Annotated in this window: 16 protein-coding genes; 2 read left to right on the top strand and 14 right to left on the bottom strand. The window is 70.9% G+C overall.

Features of this window, described 5'->3' with window-relative positions; translation table 11 throughout:
* Positions 1-12: 12 nt before the first annotated feature.
* The 7 genes from ACZ6B8_RS20615 to ACZ6B8_RS20645 form a co-directional block, all read right to left on the bottom strand.
* On the bottom strand, positions 13-2,685 hold the full coding sequence (locus tag ACZ6B8_RS20615) for a SpoIIE family protein phosphatase (RefSeq protein WP_471608097.1): 2,673 nt from the start codon (positions 2,683-2,685) through the stop codon (positions 13-15).
* A gap of 173 nt (positions 2,686-2,858) precedes the next feature.
* Positions 2,859-3,284, bottom strand: coding sequence for an ATP-binding protein (locus ACZ6B8_RS20620; protein WP_471079908.1), 426 nt, complete (start codon positions 3,282-3,284; stop codon positions 2,859-2,861).
* A gap of 116 nt (positions 3,285-3,400) precedes the next feature.
* Positions 3,401-3,820, bottom strand: coding sequence for a (deoxy)nucleoside triphosphate pyrophosphohydrolase (locus ACZ6B8_RS20625; RefSeq protein ID WP_471078926.1), 420 nt, complete (start codon positions 3,818-3,820; stop codon positions 3,401-3,403).
* A gap of 88 nt (positions 3,821-3,908) precedes the next feature.
* On the bottom strand, positions 3,909-4,094 hold the full coding sequence (locus tag ACZ6B8_RS20630; RefSeq protein WP_471078923.1) for an SPOR domain-containing protein: 186 nt from the start codon (positions 4,092-4,094) through the stop codon (positions 3,909-3,911).
* Positions 4,095-4,362: 268 nt separating this feature from the next.
* Complete coding sequence (locus tag ACZ6B8_RS20635; RefSeq protein WP_362364227.1) at positions 4,363-5,118, bottom strand: GntR family transcriptional regulator; 756 nt, start codon at positions 5,116-5,118, stop codon at positions 4,363-4,365.
* Positions 5,119-5,230: 112 nt separating this feature from the next.
* Entirely contained in the window at positions 5,231-6,502 is a 1,272-nt protein-coding gene (locus ACZ6B8_RS20640; RefSeq protein ID WP_471608098.1) for an alpha/beta hydrolase fold domain-containing protein, read from the bottom strand.
* Between the two features lie 95 nt (positions 6,503-6,597).
* On the bottom strand, positions 6,598-7,740 hold the full coding sequence (locus ACZ6B8_RS20645) for a DUF4190 domain-containing protein (RefSeq protein WP_471608099.1): 1,143 nt from the start codon (positions 7,738-7,740) through the stop codon (positions 6,598-6,600).
* 199 nt (positions 7,741-7,939) lie between these two features.
* On the opposite strand from ACZ6B8_RS20645, the gene ACZ6B8_RS20650 reads away from it, so the two are divergent.
* Entirely contained in the window at positions 7,940-9,160 is a 1,221-nt protein-coding gene (locus ACZ6B8_RS20650; protein WP_471608100.1) for a serpin family protein, read from the top strand.
* A 12-nt stretch (positions 9,161-9,172) separates the two neighbouring features.
* Here the strand turns inward: ACZ6B8_RS20650 and ACZ6B8_RS20655 are convergent, their stop codons facing one another.
* Positions 9,173-10,747: a S8 family peptidase gene (locus tag ACZ6B8_RS20655; RefSeq protein ID WP_471078913.1), complete on the bottom strand. Its 1,575-nt coding sequence runs from the start codon at positions 10,745-10,747 to the stop codon at positions 9,173-9,175.
* Positions 10,748-11,143: 396 nt separating this feature from the next.
* Between ACZ6B8_RS20655 and ACZ6B8_RS20660 the strand changes: the two genes are divergently transcribed.
* On the top strand, positions 11,144-12,271 hold the full coding sequence (locus tag ACZ6B8_RS20660; RefSeq protein ID WP_471608101.1) for a threonine synthase: 1,128 nt from the start codon (positions 11,144-11,146) through the stop codon (positions 12,269-12,271).
* Between the two features lie 63 nt (positions 12,272-12,334).
* On the opposite strand, the gene ACZ6B8_RS20665 is transcribed toward ACZ6B8_RS20660, so the two are convergent.
* The 6 genes from ACZ6B8_RS20665 to ACZ6B8_RS20690 form a co-directional block, all read right to left on the bottom strand.
* Positions 12,335-12,790 (bottom strand): amidase family protein, encoded by a 456-nt coding sequence (locus ACZ6B8_RS20665; RefSeq protein ID WP_471608102.1) that lies wholly within the window; start codon positions 12,788-12,790, stop codon positions 12,335-12,337.
* A gap of 34 nt (positions 12,791-12,824) precedes the next feature.
* On the bottom strand, positions 12,825-13,238 hold the full coding sequence (locus tag ACZ6B8_RS20670; protein ID WP_471608103.1) for a PIN domain-containing protein: 414 nt from the start codon (positions 13,236-13,238) through the stop codon (positions 12,825-12,827).
* Positions 13,220-13,504, bottom strand: a complete 285-nt coding sequence (locus ACZ6B8_RS20675; RefSeq protein WP_471608104.1) for a hypothetical protein — start codon at positions 13,502-13,504, stop codon at positions 13,220-13,222. Before ACZ6B8_RS20675 ends, ACZ6B8_RS20670 begins: the two co-directional genes overlap by 19 nt.
* Positions 13,505-13,817: 313 nt before the next feature.
* The gene (locus ACZ6B8_RS20680) at positions 13,818-14,918 is read right to left on the bottom strand and encodes a tyrosine-type recombinase/integrase (protein ID WP_471608105.1); all 1,101 of its coding nucleotides are present in this window, start codon (positions 14,916-14,918) and stop codon (positions 13,818-13,820) included.
* Positions 14,919-15,321: 403 nt separating this feature from the next.
* A complete protein-coding gene (locus ACZ6B8_RS20685) occupies positions 15,322-17,466 on the bottom strand; it encodes a 3'-5' exonuclease (protein ID WP_471608106.1) in 2,145 nt (714 codons plus the stop codon).
* Positions 17,467-17,483: 17 nt separating this feature from the next.
* Positions 17,484-19,091 (bottom strand): serine/threonine-protein kinase, encoded by a 1,608-nt coding sequence (locus tag ACZ6B8_RS20690; RefSeq protein ID WP_471608107.1) that lies wholly within the window; start codon positions 19,089-19,091, stop codon positions 17,484-17,486.
* Positions 19,092-19,109 lie beyond the last annotated feature (18 nt).

Here is a 19,109-nt window from a genome sequence, read left to right on the forward strand (position 1 = left end):
TACGGGACGCGCTCAGAACAGGCTGAGCAGCGCCTCCGCCGCGTCCTTCGGCTCCGCGTCACCGGGCAGCGGGAGTTCGAACCACACGGTCTTGCCCTGCGGCGTCCTGCGCGAGCCCCACGCCGCGCTGAGCAGGCCGACCAGCTGCAGCCCGCGCCCGCCCTCGTCGGTGTCCCTGGCCCGGCGGCGGCGCGGCTGGACGAAGCCGCCGTCCCACACCTCGCACACCAGCGTGCGGTCGAGGAGCAGCCGGAGCCTGATGTCTCCCTCGCCGTACCGCAGGGCGTTGGTGACGAGCTCGCTGACCAGCAGCTCCGCCGTGTCGCAGAGGCGTTCCAGGTCCCAGGCGCGCAGCTTGTCGCAGGCCAGTTCGCGGGCGCGGCCGACCGACTTGGGGTCGCGCGGCAGCGTCCAGTCGCCGACGTGCTCGGCGGGCAGCCCCTCGACGCGCGCCATCAGCAGCGCGATGTCGTCCTCGCCGTGGTGGGTGTCGAGGGTGTTCAGGACGTGGTCGCAGGCGTCCTCCAGGGCGGACGGCGCGTCGTTGAGGGAGCTCACCAGGGCGTTGAGCCCCTCGTCGAGCGGGTGGTGACGGGACTCGACGAGGCCGTCGGTGTAGAGCGCGAGGAGGGCTCCCTCGGGGAGTTCGGCCTGGACGTCCTCGAAGGGTTCGCCGCCGACGCCGAGCGGCATGCCCGGCGGCACGTCGAGCATCAGCGCGGATTCGCCGGGCTCGACCAGGACGGGCGGCAGATGGCCGGCGTTGGCGAAGGTGACCCGGCGGGTGACGGCGTCGTAGACCGCGTACACGCAGGTGGCGAGGTACACCTCGCCGAGGTCCGCGTCGGCTCCCTTGCGCGCGGCGCGGGTGGACTGCTGGGGCCCGGCCGGGTTGCCGAGGCCGCGGGCGATCTCGTCGAGGGCGGAGAGCACCTCGGCGGGCTCCAGGTCGAGGAGGGCCAGGGTGCGCACGGCGGTGCGCAGTTCGCCCATGGCGACGGCGGCCCGCAGCCCGCGCCCCATGACGTCGCCGACGACCAGCGCCGTGCGGTGGCCCGGCAGCTCGATGACGTCGAACCAGTCGCCGCCGACCTCCGTGGCGGCGTTGCCCGGCAGATAGCGGCAGGCGATGTCGAGCCCGGACGCCTCGGGGTCGCCGGGCGGCAGCAGGGAGCGCTGCAGTATCAACGCGCGCTCGTGCTCGCGCCGGTAGAGGCGGGCGTTGTCGATGCAGACGGCGGCGCGCGCGGCCAGTTCGACGGCGAGCGCCCGGTCCCGCTCGCCGAAGGGTTCGCTGCCCTTCGTACGGGAGAACTGGGCGAGGCCGACCACGGTGTCGTGGGCGACCATCGGCACCGCGAGCGTCGACTGGACGAGGCCGCCGGTGCGCCGGCTCGCGGAATCGTCGTCGTCGGCGGTGATCAGCCGGGGGCGGGCGGCGCGCAGGGCGTCGGCGCAGGGCGAGGTGAACGCGAAGCGGTGCACGGCGCCGACGTCGACGGGCCCGGTGCCGGCCGGGAACGGGGCGTCGGCCACGGCACTCGCGAAGGCCACCCGGCGCAGGTCCGCGCTGCCGTCGGCGAGCCCCGGCGGGGTCTCGTCACCGTCGAGGAGCCCCTGGTAGAGGTCGACGGAGGCGAGGTCGCAGAAGCCGGGGACGGCCACGTCGAGCAGTTCCCTGGCGGTGGTCTCCAGGTCGAGGGAGTTGCCGATGCGGGCTCCCGCCTCGTTCAGGAGGGCGAGGTTGCGCCGCGCGTGGGCGGCCTCGCGGGCGGCGGCGTGCCGCCGGGTGACGTCGGTGCCGAGGCCCGCGACGCCGATGGGCCGGCCCGAACCGCTGTGCACCCGGTAGAGGTCGATCGACCAGTGCCTGCGGTCGCTGCTGCCCGGCGCGGGGCCGACGATCTGCAGGTCCGTCACGGGCTCGCCGGTCTCCAGGACCCGCTTGAGCGCGGCGGACATCCGGTCGGCCTCGTGGCGCGGCAGATAGTCGTGGACGGTGCGGCCGCGGTGCTCCTCGAGGCCGCCGCCGAACACGTCGGCGAACCGGCGGTTGGCGCGCTGCACCTTCAGGTCCGTGCCGAAGAGCAGGAAACCGACCGGGGATTGGCCGAAAATGGCCTGCGAGGCAGCGAGGTCCGTCTCGATCTGCCGGAGCGCGCGGACGTCGACGACGATGCAGACCGCGGCCCGCTCACCGTCCTCCGTCTCGGTCGGCATGACGTAGACCTCGGCGATGCCCTCCAGGCCCCCGGGGCCTTCCCCGCCCCGGCGCTGGCCCGGCAGGGCGCCCTCCGGCAGCCGGAAGGGGACCGATCCCGTCCACTCCCGCCCGTCGAGGATCTCCGCCATCTTGCGGTGGCCCCCGGCGCGCAGCTCGGGCGGGACGAACGCCTCGATGGGGTCCTTGCCCACGGCGTCCCGCGCGGCCACGCCGAACAGCCGCTCGGCGCGCACGCTCCACTGGTCGACCAGGCCGTCGGGCCCGATCGAGAAGGAGGCGACCTTGATGTAGTCGTAGATCGAACCGGGTGGGTCGCTCTGCCACGTCTCGTCCACCGGCACGTCGCCGGGCCCCCTGTCGGCCGGGGCCACGTCGCCCGTCGCGTCGTCCGTGGCCCCGTGGGCCTTCGCGTCGTCCGACGGCCCGTCGGGCTCCGTCGCCTTCGCTGGTATCTCGCTCACGCGAACCGTCCCCTCCAGCTCACCGCGCCCGGCACCGGTCACCGCGTACGGCTGACCGCAGTATCCAGCACTACGGTGCCACGCCACACGGCGTTCACGATCACAGCACGTACTCGACGCTTTTTGGCCCGTGCCGCTCTTGTGCCGGACGCCTTTCGCACACTGCCAGTCTTCTAACCCGGCAACGCCAGCTCGAACCACACCGTCTTCCCCGTCCTGCCCGTACGACCCGGACGTGTTCCCCAGCGCCGTGACGAGCGGGAGAGCAGTTGGAGGCCCCGGCCGCCCTCGTCGTCGGGTGCGGCCGTCCGCTCCAGGGGCGGGTCGGGGAGCGGGTCGGACACCTCCACGAGGAGGGAGCCCGAGGGGTCTGTGAGGTCGGTGGGCCGTACCAGGCGTACGCCGATGGGCCCGGAGGCGTGACGCAGCGAGTTGGTCACCAACTCGCTGACGAGCAGCACGGTGATGTCGCCCAGGGATGCGAGGCCCCAGTCGGCGAGCTGTTTGCGGACGACGGTGCGCGCGGTGCGGACGGCGCCCGGGTCCGCGGGGAACGCCCACTCGGCGCAGTCGCCTTCGATGTCGATCACGCCGATCACTTCCAGACCAGTCACTGAACCTGTCCGGTTTCATGGGGTTAATGGGCACATACCCGATATCCAGGTGGCTTTACCGTGTAACGGGTCGCACTGTGGCACGAACGGCGTAGACGGGGTCAGTGCGCGGCGTGCGGCAGGGTGGCGAGCGCCGCCTCGACGGCGGGCACGTCCGCGGTCAGCCAGTCGACGGACCAGACGGCGTCGGGAGCGAGCCAGCGCAGCTCGTCGTGATCCTCCAGGGGGCGCGGTTCGCCCGCGACGAGCCGGGCCGTCCACACCCGCAGGACGTACCCCTTGGCCAGCGGCCACTCGCCGGGGACGCGGGCGGTCGGCTCGGCCTCGACGCCCAGTTCCTCGCGGAGCTCGCGCACCAGCGCGTCCTCGCACCGCTCGCCGGGCTCGACCTTGCCGCCGGGCAGCTCCCAGCCGCCCGCGAGTTCGGGGGGCGCGCTGCGCCGTGCGGCGAGCAGGCGTCCGGAGTCGTACAGGGCGGCGCCGACCACGATGCGGGCGGCCGCGGCGGAGTCTTCGTTCATACGGCGGAGCCTAGGCGGTGCGCGCGGCGCGGCACGCGGCGCTCCCCCGGGGCTCCGGGAGGGGAGGGGGCGAGACGGGCGCCGAGGGTCAGCGGCCGCTGCCGTTCTGGTTCAGCCGCTCGACGGAGTAGAGCTGCCGGTGGCCGCGGTCGTCGAGGCTGTCCGCGATCCGCTGGGCCTCGGCCTTCGTCGCGTACCTGCCCACGCGGTAACGGTTGCCGTTGGTGTCCTGGCGTATCACGAACCAGGGCAGCAGGCCCGTCCCGTCATTCATCGCGCCCCTCCGCTCGCCACCCCCGGCGCGCCCCACGCCTCGATCAGTAAGGAAACCGCAATCCGCATATGCCCGAGCCTACGCCCGACCTTTACTCAGCGGATACGGCTTTGCACAAAGAGATACACAGGAGGGCCGCTCTCGGCCACGGCGGGAGAGCGGAGGCGGGGAGCCGGGGCGGGTACGGGGCCGTGGCGCCCCCCGGAAACAGCCGAAACCCGCCCCCTCGCGGTCCGGAGGGAGCGGGTCAAGAGGCGGGCCCGCCGGGCTACTTCACCGGCAGGTGGTACGCGATGCGGTAGCGGTCGGCGGGGACCACGACATCGGCCGTCTCCACGGGGCGGCCCGACGCGTAGTACGTCCGGTGGACGACGAGGACCACGTGGCCCGGGACGCCGCCGAGCGCCGTGAGCTCCTCGGCCAGGCCCGGGCGGGCGCCGACCTCCTCCGCGACGTTGTCCACGACGACGTCGATGGCCGCCATCCGCTCGACCACTCCGCAACCGCCCAGGGGGCCCTCCTCGGGGAGCATCACGGGGGTGCGGCCGGTGACGGCGAGGGGCTCCCAGGAGGTGGAGAGCATCATGGCCTCGCCGGCGTCCCGGAAGACGTACTTCGTGCACATCACGCGGTCGCCGGGGCGGATGGCGAGCCGCTCGGCGACCGCGGCGCTCGCCTCGATCTGCTCGCTGCGGGACTCCCAGGTGCCGCGCGCGGTGTCGGCGGCCTGCTCCTGACGGAAGGGGGTCGACCCGCCGTTCACCGCGCGGTAGCCGGTGCGGGCGACCTTGCGCGGGACGGGGCGCTCCCGGACGTACGTGCCCGAGCCGGAGCGGCCTTCGACCAGCCCCTCGGCCATCAGCACCTTGCGCGCCTCCAGGGCGACCGTGTCCGACACCCCGTACTCCTCGCGGATTCTGGCCTGCGAGGGGAGCCGGGTGTGCGGCGGCAGCGAACCGTCGACGATCTTCTTGCGGAGATCCCCCGCGACGCGCAGATACGCCGGCTGTTCACCGAAAGTCACTGGCCACTCCCATCAGGTTGACAGACAGCAACAGCCTGGCAACCGTGGGTTGTTGGGTGCAACCCAAGGCCAAGGAATCACTCGAAGTGATGAAGTCTGCCCGTGCAGGTCTTTACGCAGGGCCTTTCCGCGGATATGGCGAACGATCAAGGGTACCCAGGAAACGTTCCATCGCCGCCCGCGCGATCTGACTCCCCCAGCCGCCCCAGTTGACGTCGAAACAGTGGTCGGCCCACGGGAGTTCGACGTACGTCGCCGGGGCGCCGGCCGCCTTCAGCCGCCGCGCCAGTTCGCGCGCCTGCGCCACCGGCACCGCGCGGTCCGCGCTCCCGTGCAGCAGCAGCGTCGGCGGCACGTCGCCCCGGACGAGCCGGGCCGGCGATCCCAGGCGGTAGCGGGCGGGGGCGCTCGCCGCCGAACCGCCCATCAGCCGGGGGATCATGGGGTCGCCGCGCAACGCGGTGGCGGCGATCAGCCGCCCCATGTCGGTGGGCCCGTAGAGCGAGACGACCCCCGACACCGAGGTGTCGCGCGCCGCGCCGCAGGAGGCGGGGACGCGGCCGTCGCCCTCCGTGTAGGCGGCGGCGAGCGCGAGGTTGCCGCCCGCCGAACTCCCCGCGAGGAGCACGCGTTCGGGGTCGATGCCGTACACGCGCGCGTGCCGCCTGACCCAGCCGACCGCGCACTTCACGTCGCCGATCTGGTCGAGTTGGGTGGCCCCGGGGGCGAGCCGGTAGTCGACGTCGAAGACCGACCAGCCACGGGCGTTGAACCACCGGTTCCACTCGGGGGTCTGGCTGCGGTGCCCCTTGTTCCAGCCGCCGCCGTGCACCCAGACGACGGCGGGCCTGCGCACCGCGTCCCGCCTGGGCAGCGCCCACAGGTCGAGCCGCAGCTTCTGCGTCGCCTTCGCGCGGTGCGCGGCGCGCGTGCCGTGCGGTCCGCGCGTGGCCCTCGTCCCGTGCGGGCCGGGCACGCGCGCGTAGGTGAGGGTGCGGGCGCGGTCGGGCACCGTGGCGTAGTTGACGCCGTCGAAGTACCGCGCGGGGGCGAGCGGTTGGCCCTGCCGCACCGCCGTGCCGTACGCCGCCGCGTACGGCATCACCCCGTACACGAGGGCGGCGAAGGAGGCGAGCGCGGCGAGCCCCGCGCACCAGGGGTGACGGCGGCCCGCGAACGCCGCGGCGGCGAGCCCGAGCAGTCCGGGCGGCAGCAGCACCAGGCCCCACGACGTGATGGCGCCCGCGACGAGCACCAGGAGCGGGAGGCGGGGCAGCGGGGCGGCGACGAGGACGGCGAGCGCCGCGTTCAGGAGCCCGGCGGCCAGCAGCAGGATCCTGGCCACGATCCTGCCCACGGTGGGCGGTGGCACGGCGGACGTCACACCGAAGAACTATCACAGAAGCGGACAAAATAGCCTCAGGGAATGGGCCTCACCAGCTGCCGCACTGGCTGCCGCACGGGCCGAGGCGGCGCCGCTCACACCGCGGACGTCACCTCGTGGTCCTCGTCCGGACCCGACCCCGCGCCGTCCCCGGGGGCCGCCTCGCGCGGCGAAGTCGTCGCCAGGCCGAGGGGCTTGCGGACCGCGACGGCCTGCTCGTCGCCGATCCCCGCAAGCGCCGCCTCATAGTGGTCGATGTAGCTGTCGGCGTCCGTGGCCTCGGCCGCCTTCTGCCACTCCGTCCGCCCCTTGCCGATCGCGGCGACGAGCGCGTCGACACGCTTGCTCGTACCCGCCGGCCAGTCGTGCGCCCGCAACATCCGCACCCGTTCGTCCAGGCCCTTGACGACGCCGGCGGCCCACTCCTTGTGACCCGGCAGGTCGTCCTCGACCCGCTCCGCGTCCGGCTCCTTCCCGTACGCCCGCTCGAAGGCCTGCTCCGCCGTCACGTACGCGAGCTGGTCGGCGTCGAGGGTCGTGCTGTCGCGGCGCAGCGTGCCCTTGAGCGGGTGGTCGGGGTCCGGGGCGCCGAAGAGGCAGGTGACGTTCCGGTCGCCCCGGCGCCAGGTCGTGCGGTCGGGCACGAAGTAGTAGAGGTCGGCGTCGCCGAAGTCCTGCCAGCGGTCCATGACATAGGCGTACTGGAGGTCGGCGCACTTGGTCTCGGCGACCGAGGTGAGCACGCCGTCGCCCGGATACGTGGCGTGGTGCACCCGGTAGGACGCGAAGACCTCGGCGTCGTGGCGTCCGGCGCAGGGCACCTCGTCGACCTGGAAGCCGAATTTCATGGAGTCGAGTGTGCCGTCGGGGGCGTTCAGGCAGCCGCCCTTGTCGACCGGGAAGGCTCCGGCGTCCTGCCGCGCCTCGCGCGCCGCCTCCCGGAAGCCCTCCATGAAGTCCCGCGCGCCGCCCGTGGCGACGGCGAGCACGAGCATCAGCACGCCGACCACGGAGAGGACGCTGCCGGCGACCGCCATCCCCTTGCCGCGCTCACCCTTCCTCTTGATCTGCGCGAGCGCGATCAGACCGAGGACCAGTCCGAAACCGGGCAGGAAGCAGAGGAGCCCGAGCACCAGGGAGGCGATCGCGAAGCCGTTCACCGGCGGGCGGGAGTACGGGGAGTACGGGCCGGGCCACCGCTGGTACGGGGCCGGGCCGGGCGGCGGCGGTATGTCCACGGGTAGCGTTCTCCTGGATTTCGGCGGCGGTTGAGGGCGCCGGGGCGATGACGTGGGGCGGGGCGAGCCGTGCGGGTGGCCTGGCGCATCGTAAACGGGGCGGGATCACGAACGGGGCGGGAGTGCCGTCGGGACGCGAGCGCCATCAAGGCGGAGGCCTCATCAAGGCGCAAGCGCCATCAAGGGGGACGAGCAGCTGATGCGACGGCACATCTCGACGACTCGGACTCGGGCGGTACTCCAGGCCGTCAACGGCCTGACCTCCCGATGGGCGGCGACGGCCGCCCCCGACCACGGCACCGTCTTCTCCGCGCCCGGCGTCTGGCCCCTGCTGGCCCTCCTCGCGGACGGCGCGGGCGGGGCGGCCCGCGTCGAACTCGCGGACGCGGTGGGGTTGCCGCCCGACGGAGCGGCCGCCGGGGCCCGCGCGTTGCTGGCCTCGCTGGAGGCCATGCGGGGCGTGGACGCGGCGGTGGGCCTGTGGACCAGGCGCACGCTGACGCTGCGGGACGCGTGGCGGGAGGGCGTACCGGCACAGGCGCTCGGGGTGCTCACCGGAGACGCCGACGCGGACGGGGCGGCCCTCGACGCGTGGGCGGCACGGCGGACGGGCGGGCAGATCGAGCGCATGCCGGTCCGTCCGGACCAGGACACCGAGTTCGTCCTGGCGAGCGCGCTCGCGCTGCGGACGGACTGGTTCCAGCCCTTCACCGAGCACGCGATGTGGCCCGAGGCGGGGCCGTGGAAGGACCGGGCGCTCGCCTCCCTGCACCGCTCGACGTCGCTGCTCGACCGCGTCGGCGTCGCCCAGGCCCCGGCCGGCGCGGTGACCGAGCTGAAGGTGCTCGGCGACACCGGGATCGACGTCCATCTGCTGCTCGGCGAGGAGGGGATGGGCCCGGGGCAGGTGCTCGGCGCGGGCGTGGATCTCCTCGCGCGCCGGCTGCCGGTCGTTCCGGGGCCCCGGCTGCCGTACGGGGAGGTGGGTCCGGGCCTGTGCGTCAGCAGGGTGCGCGCCATCAGCCCGCGCCCGCCGACGCTGCACGTGAGGACGGTGCCGTTCGCGCTGACGGCCGACCACGACCTGACGCGGGAGCACGCGCTGTTCGGCCTGACCACGGCGCTGGACGCACGCGAGGGGCACTTCCCGGGCATCGCCGCCGAGCCGACGGCGATCGAGCGGGGCGCGCAGACGGCGACGGCGACGTTCGGCGCGCTGGGCTTCCGGGCCGCCGCCGTCACGGCGTTCGACGCGATCGCCGGGGGCGTACCCGAGGAGCGTCACGTCACCACCGAGGTGGACGCGGCCTTCGACCGCCCCTTCGGCTTCCTCGCCGTCCACCGCACCTCGCTGCTCGTCCTCGCGGCAGGCTGGGTCACCGACCCGGAGCCGTACCACGAGGACGAGGACGCGCGGTGACCGGGAACCGGTCTAGAACTGCAGACCCCAGGAGTCGATCTTCCCGGTGTCCTGCGCGGCGTTGTCGCTGACCCGCAGCTTCCACGTGCCGTTGGCCGTCTCCGATGAGGCGTTCACGGTGTACGTGGTGTTGATGTTGTCCGAACTCCCGCCGGTGCCGTACGCCTTGAGGGTGTACTCGGTGCCGTCGGGGGCGATCAGCTGGACGCGCAGGTCGCCGATGTAGGTGTGCTGGATGACGACCGGCACGGAGAGGGCGGCCGGGGCGGCGCCGTCGACGCCCGTGACGTTGATCGGCGAGTCGACGGTGGCGTTGTCGTTGACCGGGTAGTCGTCGGTGTTGCTGAACGACTTGCCCGGCGGGTTGGTGGTGCCGCCCGTGACGTTCAGGAGCCGGTTGGGCGAGCCGGAGCCGGGGTTGCCGACGACGCCCGGTGAGGCGGCGGCGACCAGGGCGGCGGAAACCTGTGCCGGGGTCGACGCGGGGTTCTGGCCCAGGTAGACCGCGGCGGCGCCCGCGACATGCGGGGAGGCCATCGACGTACCGGAGATGGTGTTGGTCGCCGTGTCGCCGGTGTTCCACGACGAGGTGATCGAGGAGCCCGGGGCGAAGAGGTCGAGGATGCTGCCGTAGTTGGAGTAGCTGGCCCGCGCGTCGGTGTTGGTCGTGGCGCCGACGGTGATGGCCTCCGCCACGCGCGCGGGCGACTTGGTCGACGCGTCGGTGGACTCGTTGCCCGCCGCCACGGCGTACGTGACGCCGGACGCGATGGAGTTGCGCACGGCCGTGTCCAGCGCGCTGTCGGCGCCGCCGCCGAGCGACATGTTGGCGACGGCCGGCTTGACCGCGTTCTTGGTGACCCAGTCGATGCCGGCGACGACCTGCGCGGTGGTGCCGGAGCCCTGGTTGTTCAGGACGCGGACGCCGACGATCTTCGCCTTCTTGGCGACGCCGTGCAGGGTGCCGGCGACGGTGCCCGCGACGTGGGTGCCGTGGCCGTGGCCGTCCTGCGCGGTGTTGTCGTTGTCGATGGCGTCGTAGCCGTAGGAGGCGCGGCCGCCGAAGTCGGTGTGGCTGATGCGGACGCCGGTGTCGATGATGTACGCCGTGACGCCCTGCCCCGCGGAGTCCGGGTAGGTGTACTTCTGGTCCAGCGGCAGGTTCTTCTGGTCGATGCGGTCCAGGCCCCAGGACGGCGGGTTGTTCTGCGTCGCGGAGGCGGTGAACGTCCGGTTCTGGACGACCAGGTCGACCGCCGGATCGGCCGCGAACTTCTTGGCCTCGGCCTCGGAGAGCTCGACCGCGTAGCCGTTGAGGGCCTTGTCGTAGGTCCGCTCGATCGTGGCGCCGTACTCCTTGGCGAGGGCCTTGCCCGCGGCGGAGCGGGCCTTGGGCGCGTCCTCGTCGAGGCTCACGATGTAGCTGTTCTTGATCGTGCCGGGGGCGCCGGCGTTCTCGATCCGGCCATCCGCCGCGTCCGGCCGGGCGTTCGCCGGGAGGGCGGAGACGACGCCGAGGGCGAGGGCCGCGACCGCGGTCGCGCTGATCCCGGCCAGTCTTCGACGCTGGTGACGCATCACTGCCATCTGAGGGGTCCTCCTCAATAGGTGGTGCGCTGGTGGGGGATTGGTGCCGTGGAACCCACACACACGGAGGCAGATGGCAAGGTCATGTCAAGACGACGGGCCCGCATTTGCCTCCGTCGAGACGAAAGATTGGCGGACCCATGGGGAAGTGACAAGGGTCAGGACCGGCCGTAACACGACTGCCATGGCGTCGTCATGACGTACCGTCACCAAGTGGCGCGTACCTGGCGTACTGCCCCTAGGGAGCAGGAGGAGCCCGCCCTAGGGAGCGGGCGGAGCCTGCCCTAGGGAGGAGGCGGAGCCCTCGGAATCCCCCCACCCGCCCCGCCCGGCCCCGTCCGCGGAACGAACACCACCGGCCCACAGACCGCACCCCAGACCCTCTAACCTGCGCGCATGACTTCTGTGACGACGCCGGACGGCCTCCCGGACTACCTCTGCCCGACCGACGGGACCCGCCTCGCGTCGGACTCGCTCAACTGGTCCTGCCCCACCTGCCGGGGCCCCCTCGACCTGGACTTCTCCCCCACGCCCGCACCCCTCGACGTACTGAGCGGGCGGCGCGTCAACTCCCTCTGGCGGTACGCCGAGTGCCTGCCGCTGCCCGCGCCCGCGCTCTCCCTCGGCGAGGGCCGCACGCCCCTCGTGGAGCTGGCCGGTACGGTCTCGGCCAAGCTGGACTTCCTGATGCCGACGCTCTCCTTCAAGGACCGCGGCGCGGTCGTCCTCGCCGCCCTCGCCCGGCGCCTCGGCCCGGACCGGGTCATCGCCGACAGCAGCGGAAACGCGGGCACCGCCGTCGCCGCGTACTGCGCACGGGCCCAACTCCCCTGCACCATCTACGTCCCCGCCCGCACCTCGCCCAAGAAACTGGAGCAGATCGGCGCACACGGGGCGCGGCTCGAAGTCGTCGACGGCGACCGCGAGGCGACCGCCCGCGCGGCCCGCGCCGCCGCCGACGACCCCGGCACGTTCTACGCGTCGCACGTCCACAACCCCTACTTCCTCCACGGCACCAAGACGTACGTCCACGAACTCTGGGAGGACCTCGGCGGTCGACTGCCGGACGCGCTGGTGGTGCCGGTCGGCAACGGCACGCTGCTGCTCGGCGCGGCGCTAGCGGTACGAGAACTGCGGGCCGCGGGGCTCATCGAGCGGGCACCCGAGCTGTACGCGGTGCAGTCCGCAGCCGTGGCCCCGCTCGCCGCGGCGTGGCGGGCCGGCGCGGACGACCTGCTCGGCGAGACCTCGATGGCGCCCACGTTCGCGGAGGGCATCGCGATCCCGCGCCCACCCCGCGCCCGACAGATCCTGCAGGCGGTCCGCGCGTCGGGCGGCGGTTTCCTCACGGTGACCGAGGACCAGATCGCCGCCGCCCAACTCGACCTGGCGGCAAGGGGCTTGTACGTGGAGTCGACGGGCGTGGCCTGCTGGGCGGCCGTCCGGGACGGCGCGCTGGGCGAGCGCACGGCGGTGGTCCCGCTGTGCGGGGCGGGAGCGAAGACGGGGCTGGCGGCGGGCTGATCCCGTACCCCCTTACCCGCCGCACCCGCCGCACATCCTCCCCTCATGAAGCGAGGTGCGGCCTCACAGAACGAGGCGCGGCTCCCGCCGCCCGTGGCCGGTCGCGGCCTCATAGGCGGCGCCGACCTCGAGAACCGCCCGGTCCGCACGCGGCGGCCCGACGATCTGCAGCCCCACCGGCAGCCCGTCGGGCGTGAACCCGGCGGGGACGGAGAGCGCGGGCGCGCCGAGCACGGAGACGAGGTAGGCGGATCGCATCCAGTCGATGTACGTGTGCTGCGGCTGCCCGTCGACGACGTACGGGTACTCCCACTCGACGGGGAAGGGCGCGACCTGGCTGACCGGGGCGAGCAGCACGTCGTACCGCTCGAAGAACCGGACGGCGGCGAGGTGCAGCCGCGTGCGCTCGGCGGCGACGCACGCGAGGTCGTCACCGGTCAGCCGGGCACCCTCCTCGATGTTCCAGACGATGCTGGGCCGCAGGGCATCGGGGGACGCGTCGAGATGGGGTTTGCCCACACTTGATGAGCAGGATCTCGCGGCCCAGGGGAAATCACACCGCCACGAGCCGGACCCGATCGCCACAGAGCTTTGTCATGTCGTCGATATCGGAAGTCAACATGACCACTGGGCGGTGCTGGCGCAGCGCGGTCTCGGCGACAGCCGCATCGATCGCGTACTTGTGACCGTGCAAACCGGCATTCATCAGCAACTTCGACGCCGCCTTGGCCTCCTCGTCACCCACCGGGACCACACGCAGTCCGGAGAGCACCCAGTTCAGGCGGGAGGTGTTCGTACGGGCATGGACGGCCTCGACGATGGTCAGCGCACTGATCACGACTTCCATGCCCCGCGAGCGTGCCTCAGCGATCAGGGCCACCACCTGCTCGTCGTCGGCGAGCAGCTTCGAGAGTCCCTCGCTGTCGAGGACCAGCGTTCCCTCGTGGCTCAACCTGCGGCGGGCCACTCGGCCTCCTCGGCGAACACCTCGTCGAAGACCTGCCGCGCCCGTTGACGAACCGGCTCGGAGACCGGCCCCTTGCGGCTCTCGTAGTCCGCCAGGTACTCGTCCAGGACCTGCCCGCGCAGCTCACGCTCGACCGCCTCGGCGATGAACGCGGAGAACTCCCGCTTGCCCACCCGAGCCCGGATCGCCTCCGCGGTCCCCTCCGGCAGTGACAGGCTCACCCGCGTCGCCGGGCCTTCCCCGATGCTGTACGTCGTCTCAGCCATGCCACCGATTGTGTCAAACGAGTAGGAAAAGTGCCACGTCCGCCCTACTTTCACAGCTCGGCCAGCGCCCTGCTCGCACAAATCCCAGCCCGAAAAATCACCAAGGGCCCGACCCCGAAGAGTCGGACCCTCTCTGACCTGCAGGTGGTCAGATCAGCGATGCGGCGCCGAGCCAGCCGCTACACGTTGAAGCGGAATCCATAGTACAGAGCTCCCACCTGCGGAAACGCGGGTTTCGCAGGGGTCGTCCCAGCACCATCCCAGCACGGGCGTTCTATCCCAGCACGATGCGGGCAAGACGGCTGTCGTACTCCTACGCAGCTCGGTTGCCCGCGCTCCAGCCCACCTGCTCGTCCGGGAGAGACGTCGCATCCGGGGATGCAGGCCGCATAGCGCGCTGCAGAACTTCCCGGCAGCGATCCCAGGCGCTGGGCAGCAGATGCCCGTAGATGTCGACCGTCGTCTTGACCGAGCGGTGCCCCAGCCAGCGCGAGACCTCGTGGATTGGCACACCGTTGGCCAGGGCCGTGGATGCGAAGAAGTGCCGCAGGCTACGAGGCGTGTACTTGGCACTGCCGTCCAGATCGACCAGGCCAGCCGAGAGGCATGCCTTCTTGAACTGGTAGCCGTAGGACGCGATGGACGGCATCACGCCAGCGCCAGGTTGACGTGGAGCAAAGAAGGTCTCGAGTCGAATCGGTTTCCCCTTCTGCCCAGTGAAGACGACGGGTACCGGCTGCCATTTCAGGAGGTGCGCGTCGATCTCCTGCTCAATGAACAGGGCGGTTGGGACGTCTCGGCACTCCTTCTCCAGCCGATGCTTGAGCGGCACGAAGGGTGTCTGGCAGTCCTCACGGTGCGCCTTGGCACTGACCTGCCATCGAATCCTGACGTAGCCAGGCCGCCTGCACGCTGTGGAGAAAGCCAGGGCTTCACTGGGGCGCTGGCCTGTGCCGGACTGAAGGTAGACGGTGAGGCGGAAATGTGGCGCGATGTGCGCAGCAATCAGATCCACGTCGGCCGACGTCGGGACTTCGTCCTCGTCCACCGCCACAGCCTCCCTACGGGAAATACGGATGCCCCGGGCAGGGTTCTCCGTGACGCGCTTGTCGGCGACGGCCGCCTCCATGATGGCGGCCACCATCACCATGCGGTCATTGACAGTCGATGCAGCCAGCCCCGCACCGCCTCGGTAGATGTCCTTGACGAACCTCTCAAAGTCCCGCCTCGCCAGCCCAGCCAGGGACCTACAGCCGAGGCGCGGCACGAGATGGTTACGGATGAACCCATCGTAGTTGCGACGGGTCGCTTCACCGATGACTCGTCGCTCAAGCCAATCCTCAGCCCAGACCGACAACGCCATGGCACCGCGCGCAGGATCCACACAGACACGAGCCTTCTTGTCCTTCTCCACACCAGCGGCGAAGGCGTCCGCACCGTCGATGCCGATCCTCCGCAGAAACGACTTCTCCCGCTGCCGCCCATTCCTGCCGCCTGGCTCCCGATACCGCACGGTCCACGCGTGACCGCACCTTGGACGCTCACACGGGTAGTGCCGATCTCGGGCGTCCCGCTTGCACCTCTGAAAGACGCTCGCCACCCAACACCCCGATCAGCCTGACCCTCCGATCTATAGCGTTTCCATCACTTCGTAGCCAGACAAGATGCACGACACTAAACCGCCCTTTTCAGCGAACGTGACGCTTCATGCGCGGACGAAGCAACCACCGTGCTCCCGGGACCGTAAGGTTCCCCCGGCGGCTGGGCGCCGGGCCCTAGCCTCAAGGCGGATTGTCAGTGCGACGCACACGAGGCTCCTATGCCGCTCCCACTTCAGCGAGAAAGCGACTCGCTGGACCGCTCCACGACACGTGCAGTCGGTCGCGTGCGCGCGTACAGGCTACGAAGAGCAGACAACGCTCCGCTGTCAGATCCGTGTGGTGCTGGATGGGGTCAAGTTCCATTGGCGTGATGGCTCCTGGGTACGGAACCGTCCCTTCACGCACCCCAACGACCGCCACACACCTGAACTCCAACCCTTTGAGAGAATGCATGGTTGCGACCCTGACGCCCTCAGCGTCTGCGCTTCCGTCTTGCCGTAGCCGGACCGCGGGGATTCCCTCGTCCCGCAACCGCTGCGCCACGCGGTACACGATCTTGTTGAACCGGGCAGCCACCGCGATATCGGAGAGCTCAACTCCACTGTCGGCCCACTCTCGGATGCGCGCCACCAGCTCGGCCAGTTCCGCATCCGGGTCATCCGTGGCACACACGGTCGGGCGGGCGCCGCGGAGCGAGGACCGGAAACCTGCCAGCGTGTCCGCACTCCCGTTCTCCAACTGCTCCACAGGCCGACCGTCCAGCAACGCCACCGCCCAAGCGAGAATTTCCTGCGTGCTGCGGTAGTTCTTGTGCAGCCGGGTGGAACGTCCGGTCACGGCGACCCCCAACGATCTCAGAGACACCTTCGAGTCGTAGATGCGCTGATGCGGGTCGCCAGCAATGAACAAGTCGTCAGGGCGATTGGGCACCACGGCCCGCAGTAGCCTCCACTGGGCGGGGTGTAGGTCCTGTGCCTCGTCAACGACCACATGCCGGTAGGGCGGCACTCCGGATGCGGTGACCCGCAACGCCGCTTCATCGCACACACCCAGATGCGTACGCGCGGAGCGCTTGTCGAGCGCAACCTGGAACGCCTCCACCGCCTGCCAGACCTCGTGCCGCCGAGCGGAGGCGAGCCGGGAGCCCCGACCGCTTCTGGACGCCTCACGGTAGGCGTCGAGCGAGCGCAGCCCCTGCGCCAAGATGACATGCTTGTACTCCTGGGCCAGGAACTGGTCGTTCCACGGCAAACCCAGCTGGTCGCCGATCTCTCCCCAGAGAGCAGTCTCTTGCGCCCCGTCGAGGTAAGCACGCCGGACCGTGTCATGTGGTTCAACAATTTCTCGTGCCAGGGCGTTGACCGTCGACACGTCCACCCGACCGCGCAGCTCCTCGTCCTCGATCAGCAGGGCCAGCCCCTCGCGAAGAGCCGACGTGAGCGCCCCGGTGTACGTGGTGAGCAGGATGCGCTCGCCGGTCCGTAGATGCTCCAGGAGGTGCTTGACCCGATGAAGTGCCACCACAGTTTTCCCCGTGCCCGGTCCACCGGTCACTTGGGCAGGACCCGAGTAGCTGGGCCGGTACGCCATATACCGCTGAGACGGGTGCAGGAAGATCCTCCACGCGGCGAACGGCTTGTCGAGGATCTCGGACAGTTCTTCCGGGCCGGTCACCAGGGCAATGCGCGACGGAGTGTTACGCATCGCACCGGCCAGGTCTGCGCGGTCCACCGTCAGCGCGCCGTTCCGGGCGCGGAAGGCAACCAGCTCACCCCATACCGTCTGCACGCTCAGTCCCTCGGCGAGGAACTGCAGCACCTGCCACTGATCCTCCGGCATCAACGGAGCGAATGCATCGAGCTGCTCCTTGGAGGTCAGAGAACGGGCCGCGCGCAGCACATCATCCTCGATACCCAGACCACGAAGATCCCCGTCCGGGTGACGAGCGAAGAGAGGTTCCACCGCGGCGGTGGCCGCCTCCGCCTCCCATGTCGGCACCAGCTGCTCCACTGTGACGACGTCACGGATCTCCAGTCCGTGGGTCACCGCGTTTACGCTCGGCACCTGCTTGGAAGCCCAGGCGTAGGCGTCGTCATGCGCCATCACACGCAGCAGCAAAAAGTCCTCGCCAGTGCCGGGCGCGAGTACGACTCCCCGGTAGAACCTGTCGATACGGCAGGTGTAAATGTGCTTGTCCCTGGCCCCCTTGGGCTGCTTGAAATCGAGTCCGGCGTCCGACCAGAGCTGTTTGAGCGTGAGCTGCTGGAACTTCAGAGCCGTCTTCACGGCCCCGGACCGCGCCTTGGAGCCAATCTTCCCGAACTCGTCGAGGAACCGGACCGAGAGAGCCAGCTGTGCCATGGGGGAAGCTCCTTCGGTCAGTTTCTGCGCGTGACGGCCCGGCCGGTGCCGGTAGTACGCGAGTTCCGCAGCCGAATACGCACAAGTGCGTCCCGCACCTGGGCGGTCTCCGGGGCGTCCGGTCCGTACTCGGCCATCAGGTCCCGGTACAGCGGCATCAACACCTCGACCGCCTCCCGGAGCCGGTCGACCGCCTGAAGCAGCAGGCCGACATGCCTGCGTACCTCAAGGACGTCCATGTCGTTGTCCGGCAGCCCTTGCCTCATCTGTCCCAGCACGGCCTCGAACTCGGCCAGCGCACCTTCGCTGTCGCCGAGCTCCATCCGGCAGAAGGCGGCCTGCCTGCGGCAGTAAAGGGCATCCTCGCCACGGGCAGGACCTGCGGCCTCCAGTACTTCAACGAGTGCCTCGTACTCCGGCAGTGCTCGTCCGTAGTCATCGTCACAGAAGAGCGCGAGCGCGTGGACAAGACGGAGGCCGACCATCAGCGGTTCGGAAGCGCTACGCACCGCAGCAGCGCGGGCCAGGACGTCCTCCAGCATTCCGGATGCCTGGGAGAATCGCTCCTCCTCCACGAGCGCCGCTGCGTGACCGCGGGCCTGCTGCAGTTCCTCATCCGGTACGGCAGGGGCGGCTGGCTGCAGTGGCGAGTCCACAGCGGTCGGCGTGTACACGGCCTTCTCGGCCGGGCGGGGGCGGGGCGCGAGCGGACGACGGTAAGGGCCCGTGGGGTCAGTGACTCCCTGCCCCCGCTGCTCGGTGGTCCGCTCGGAGTCGGGTGCGGGGAGAAAAGGCACCAGACGGTCGTAGACATCCTGGGCTGAGTCAGGCCGCTGATGGGGCACCTTGGCCAGCAGATCCAGGACCAGCCGCTCCAGCGCCGGGTCCACCTCGGCGCGCAGCCCGCACAGCGGGGCCGGCGCCCGGTACATGTGGTCCTCCATCAGCTGGAACTCCGCCTCGGCCGTGAACGGCGGCTTCCCGGCGAGCAGTTCATGAAGGATGCAGCCCAGCGCATAGAGATCACTGCGGGGGCTGACCGCGGCCGCCTGGATCTGCTCGGGCGACATGTAGCGGCGGGTGCCAATGATGTGCCCGGTGGACGTCAGCTTGGTGACATCGGTTCCGAGCACCGCGGCGACCCCGAAGTCGAGAACCTTCACGGTGCCGTCCCCGGCGACCATGATGTTGTCCGGCTTCAGGTCGCGGTGGACGACGGGCACGGCGTGCGCGTACGAGAGCACCGAGCAGACCTGCGCGGCGACGGAGACGGCCCAGCTGACCGGCAGCACACCGGGCCTGGCGAGGATGTCGGTGAGCAGCGCGCCGCGCACCAGCTGCATCACCATGTAGACGCCGTCCGCCGCCCGGTCGAGCACCGCGTCATGGACCGCGGGCACCCCTGGGTGGTCGAACTTGGCTGTGACCCGGGCTTCCCGCTTGAAGCGCTCGGCCAGCTCTTCCGCGTCCGGGCCCGGCGTGGTCAGGTCCCGGCGGATGAGTTTGACCGCCACGTCCCGGTTCAGGATCGGGTCGTAGCCGAGCCAGACCTGTCCCATCCCCCCGGTACTGATCCTGGTCCGCAGTTCATAGCGTTCGGCGATGACTCGTACTTCTGGCGCCACCTGCGCTGTCCTCCCCGT

This window comes from Streptomyces sp. NPDC041122, from assembly GCF_055592445.1.

Bases quoted from the DNA above. Each gene is read 5' to 3' on its own strand.
- ACZ6B8_RS20625 (WP_471078926.1), bottom strand. From the start codon at position 3,820: ATGAACGAAGACTCCGCCGCGGCCGCCCGCATCGTGGTCGGCGCCGCC.
- ACZ6B8_RS20630 (WP_471078923.1), bottom strand. From the start codon at position 4,094: ATGAATGACGGGACGGGCCTGCTGCCCTGGTTCGTGATACGCCAGGAC.
- ACZ6B8_RS20650 (WP_471608100.1), top strand. From the start codon at position 7,940: ATGCGACGGCACATCTCGACGACTCGGACTCGGGCGGTACTCCAGGCC.
- ACZ6B8_RS20655 (WP_471078913.1), bottom strand. From the start codon at position 10,747: ATGGCAGTGATGCGTCACCAGCGTCGAAGACTGGCCGGGATCAGCGCG.
- ACZ6B8_RS20660 (WP_471608101.1), top strand. From the start codon at position 11,144: ATGACTTCTGTGACGACGCCGGACGGCCTCCCGGACTACCTCTGCCCG.
- ACZ6B8_RS20675 (WP_471608104.1), bottom strand. From the start codon at position 13,504: ATGGCTGAGACGACGTACAGCATCGGGGAAGGCCCGGCGACGCGGGTG.
- ACZ6B8_RS20685 (WP_471608106.1), bottom strand. From the start codon at position 17,466: ATGGCACAGCTGGCTCTCTCGGTCCGGTTCCTCGACGAGTTCGGGAAG.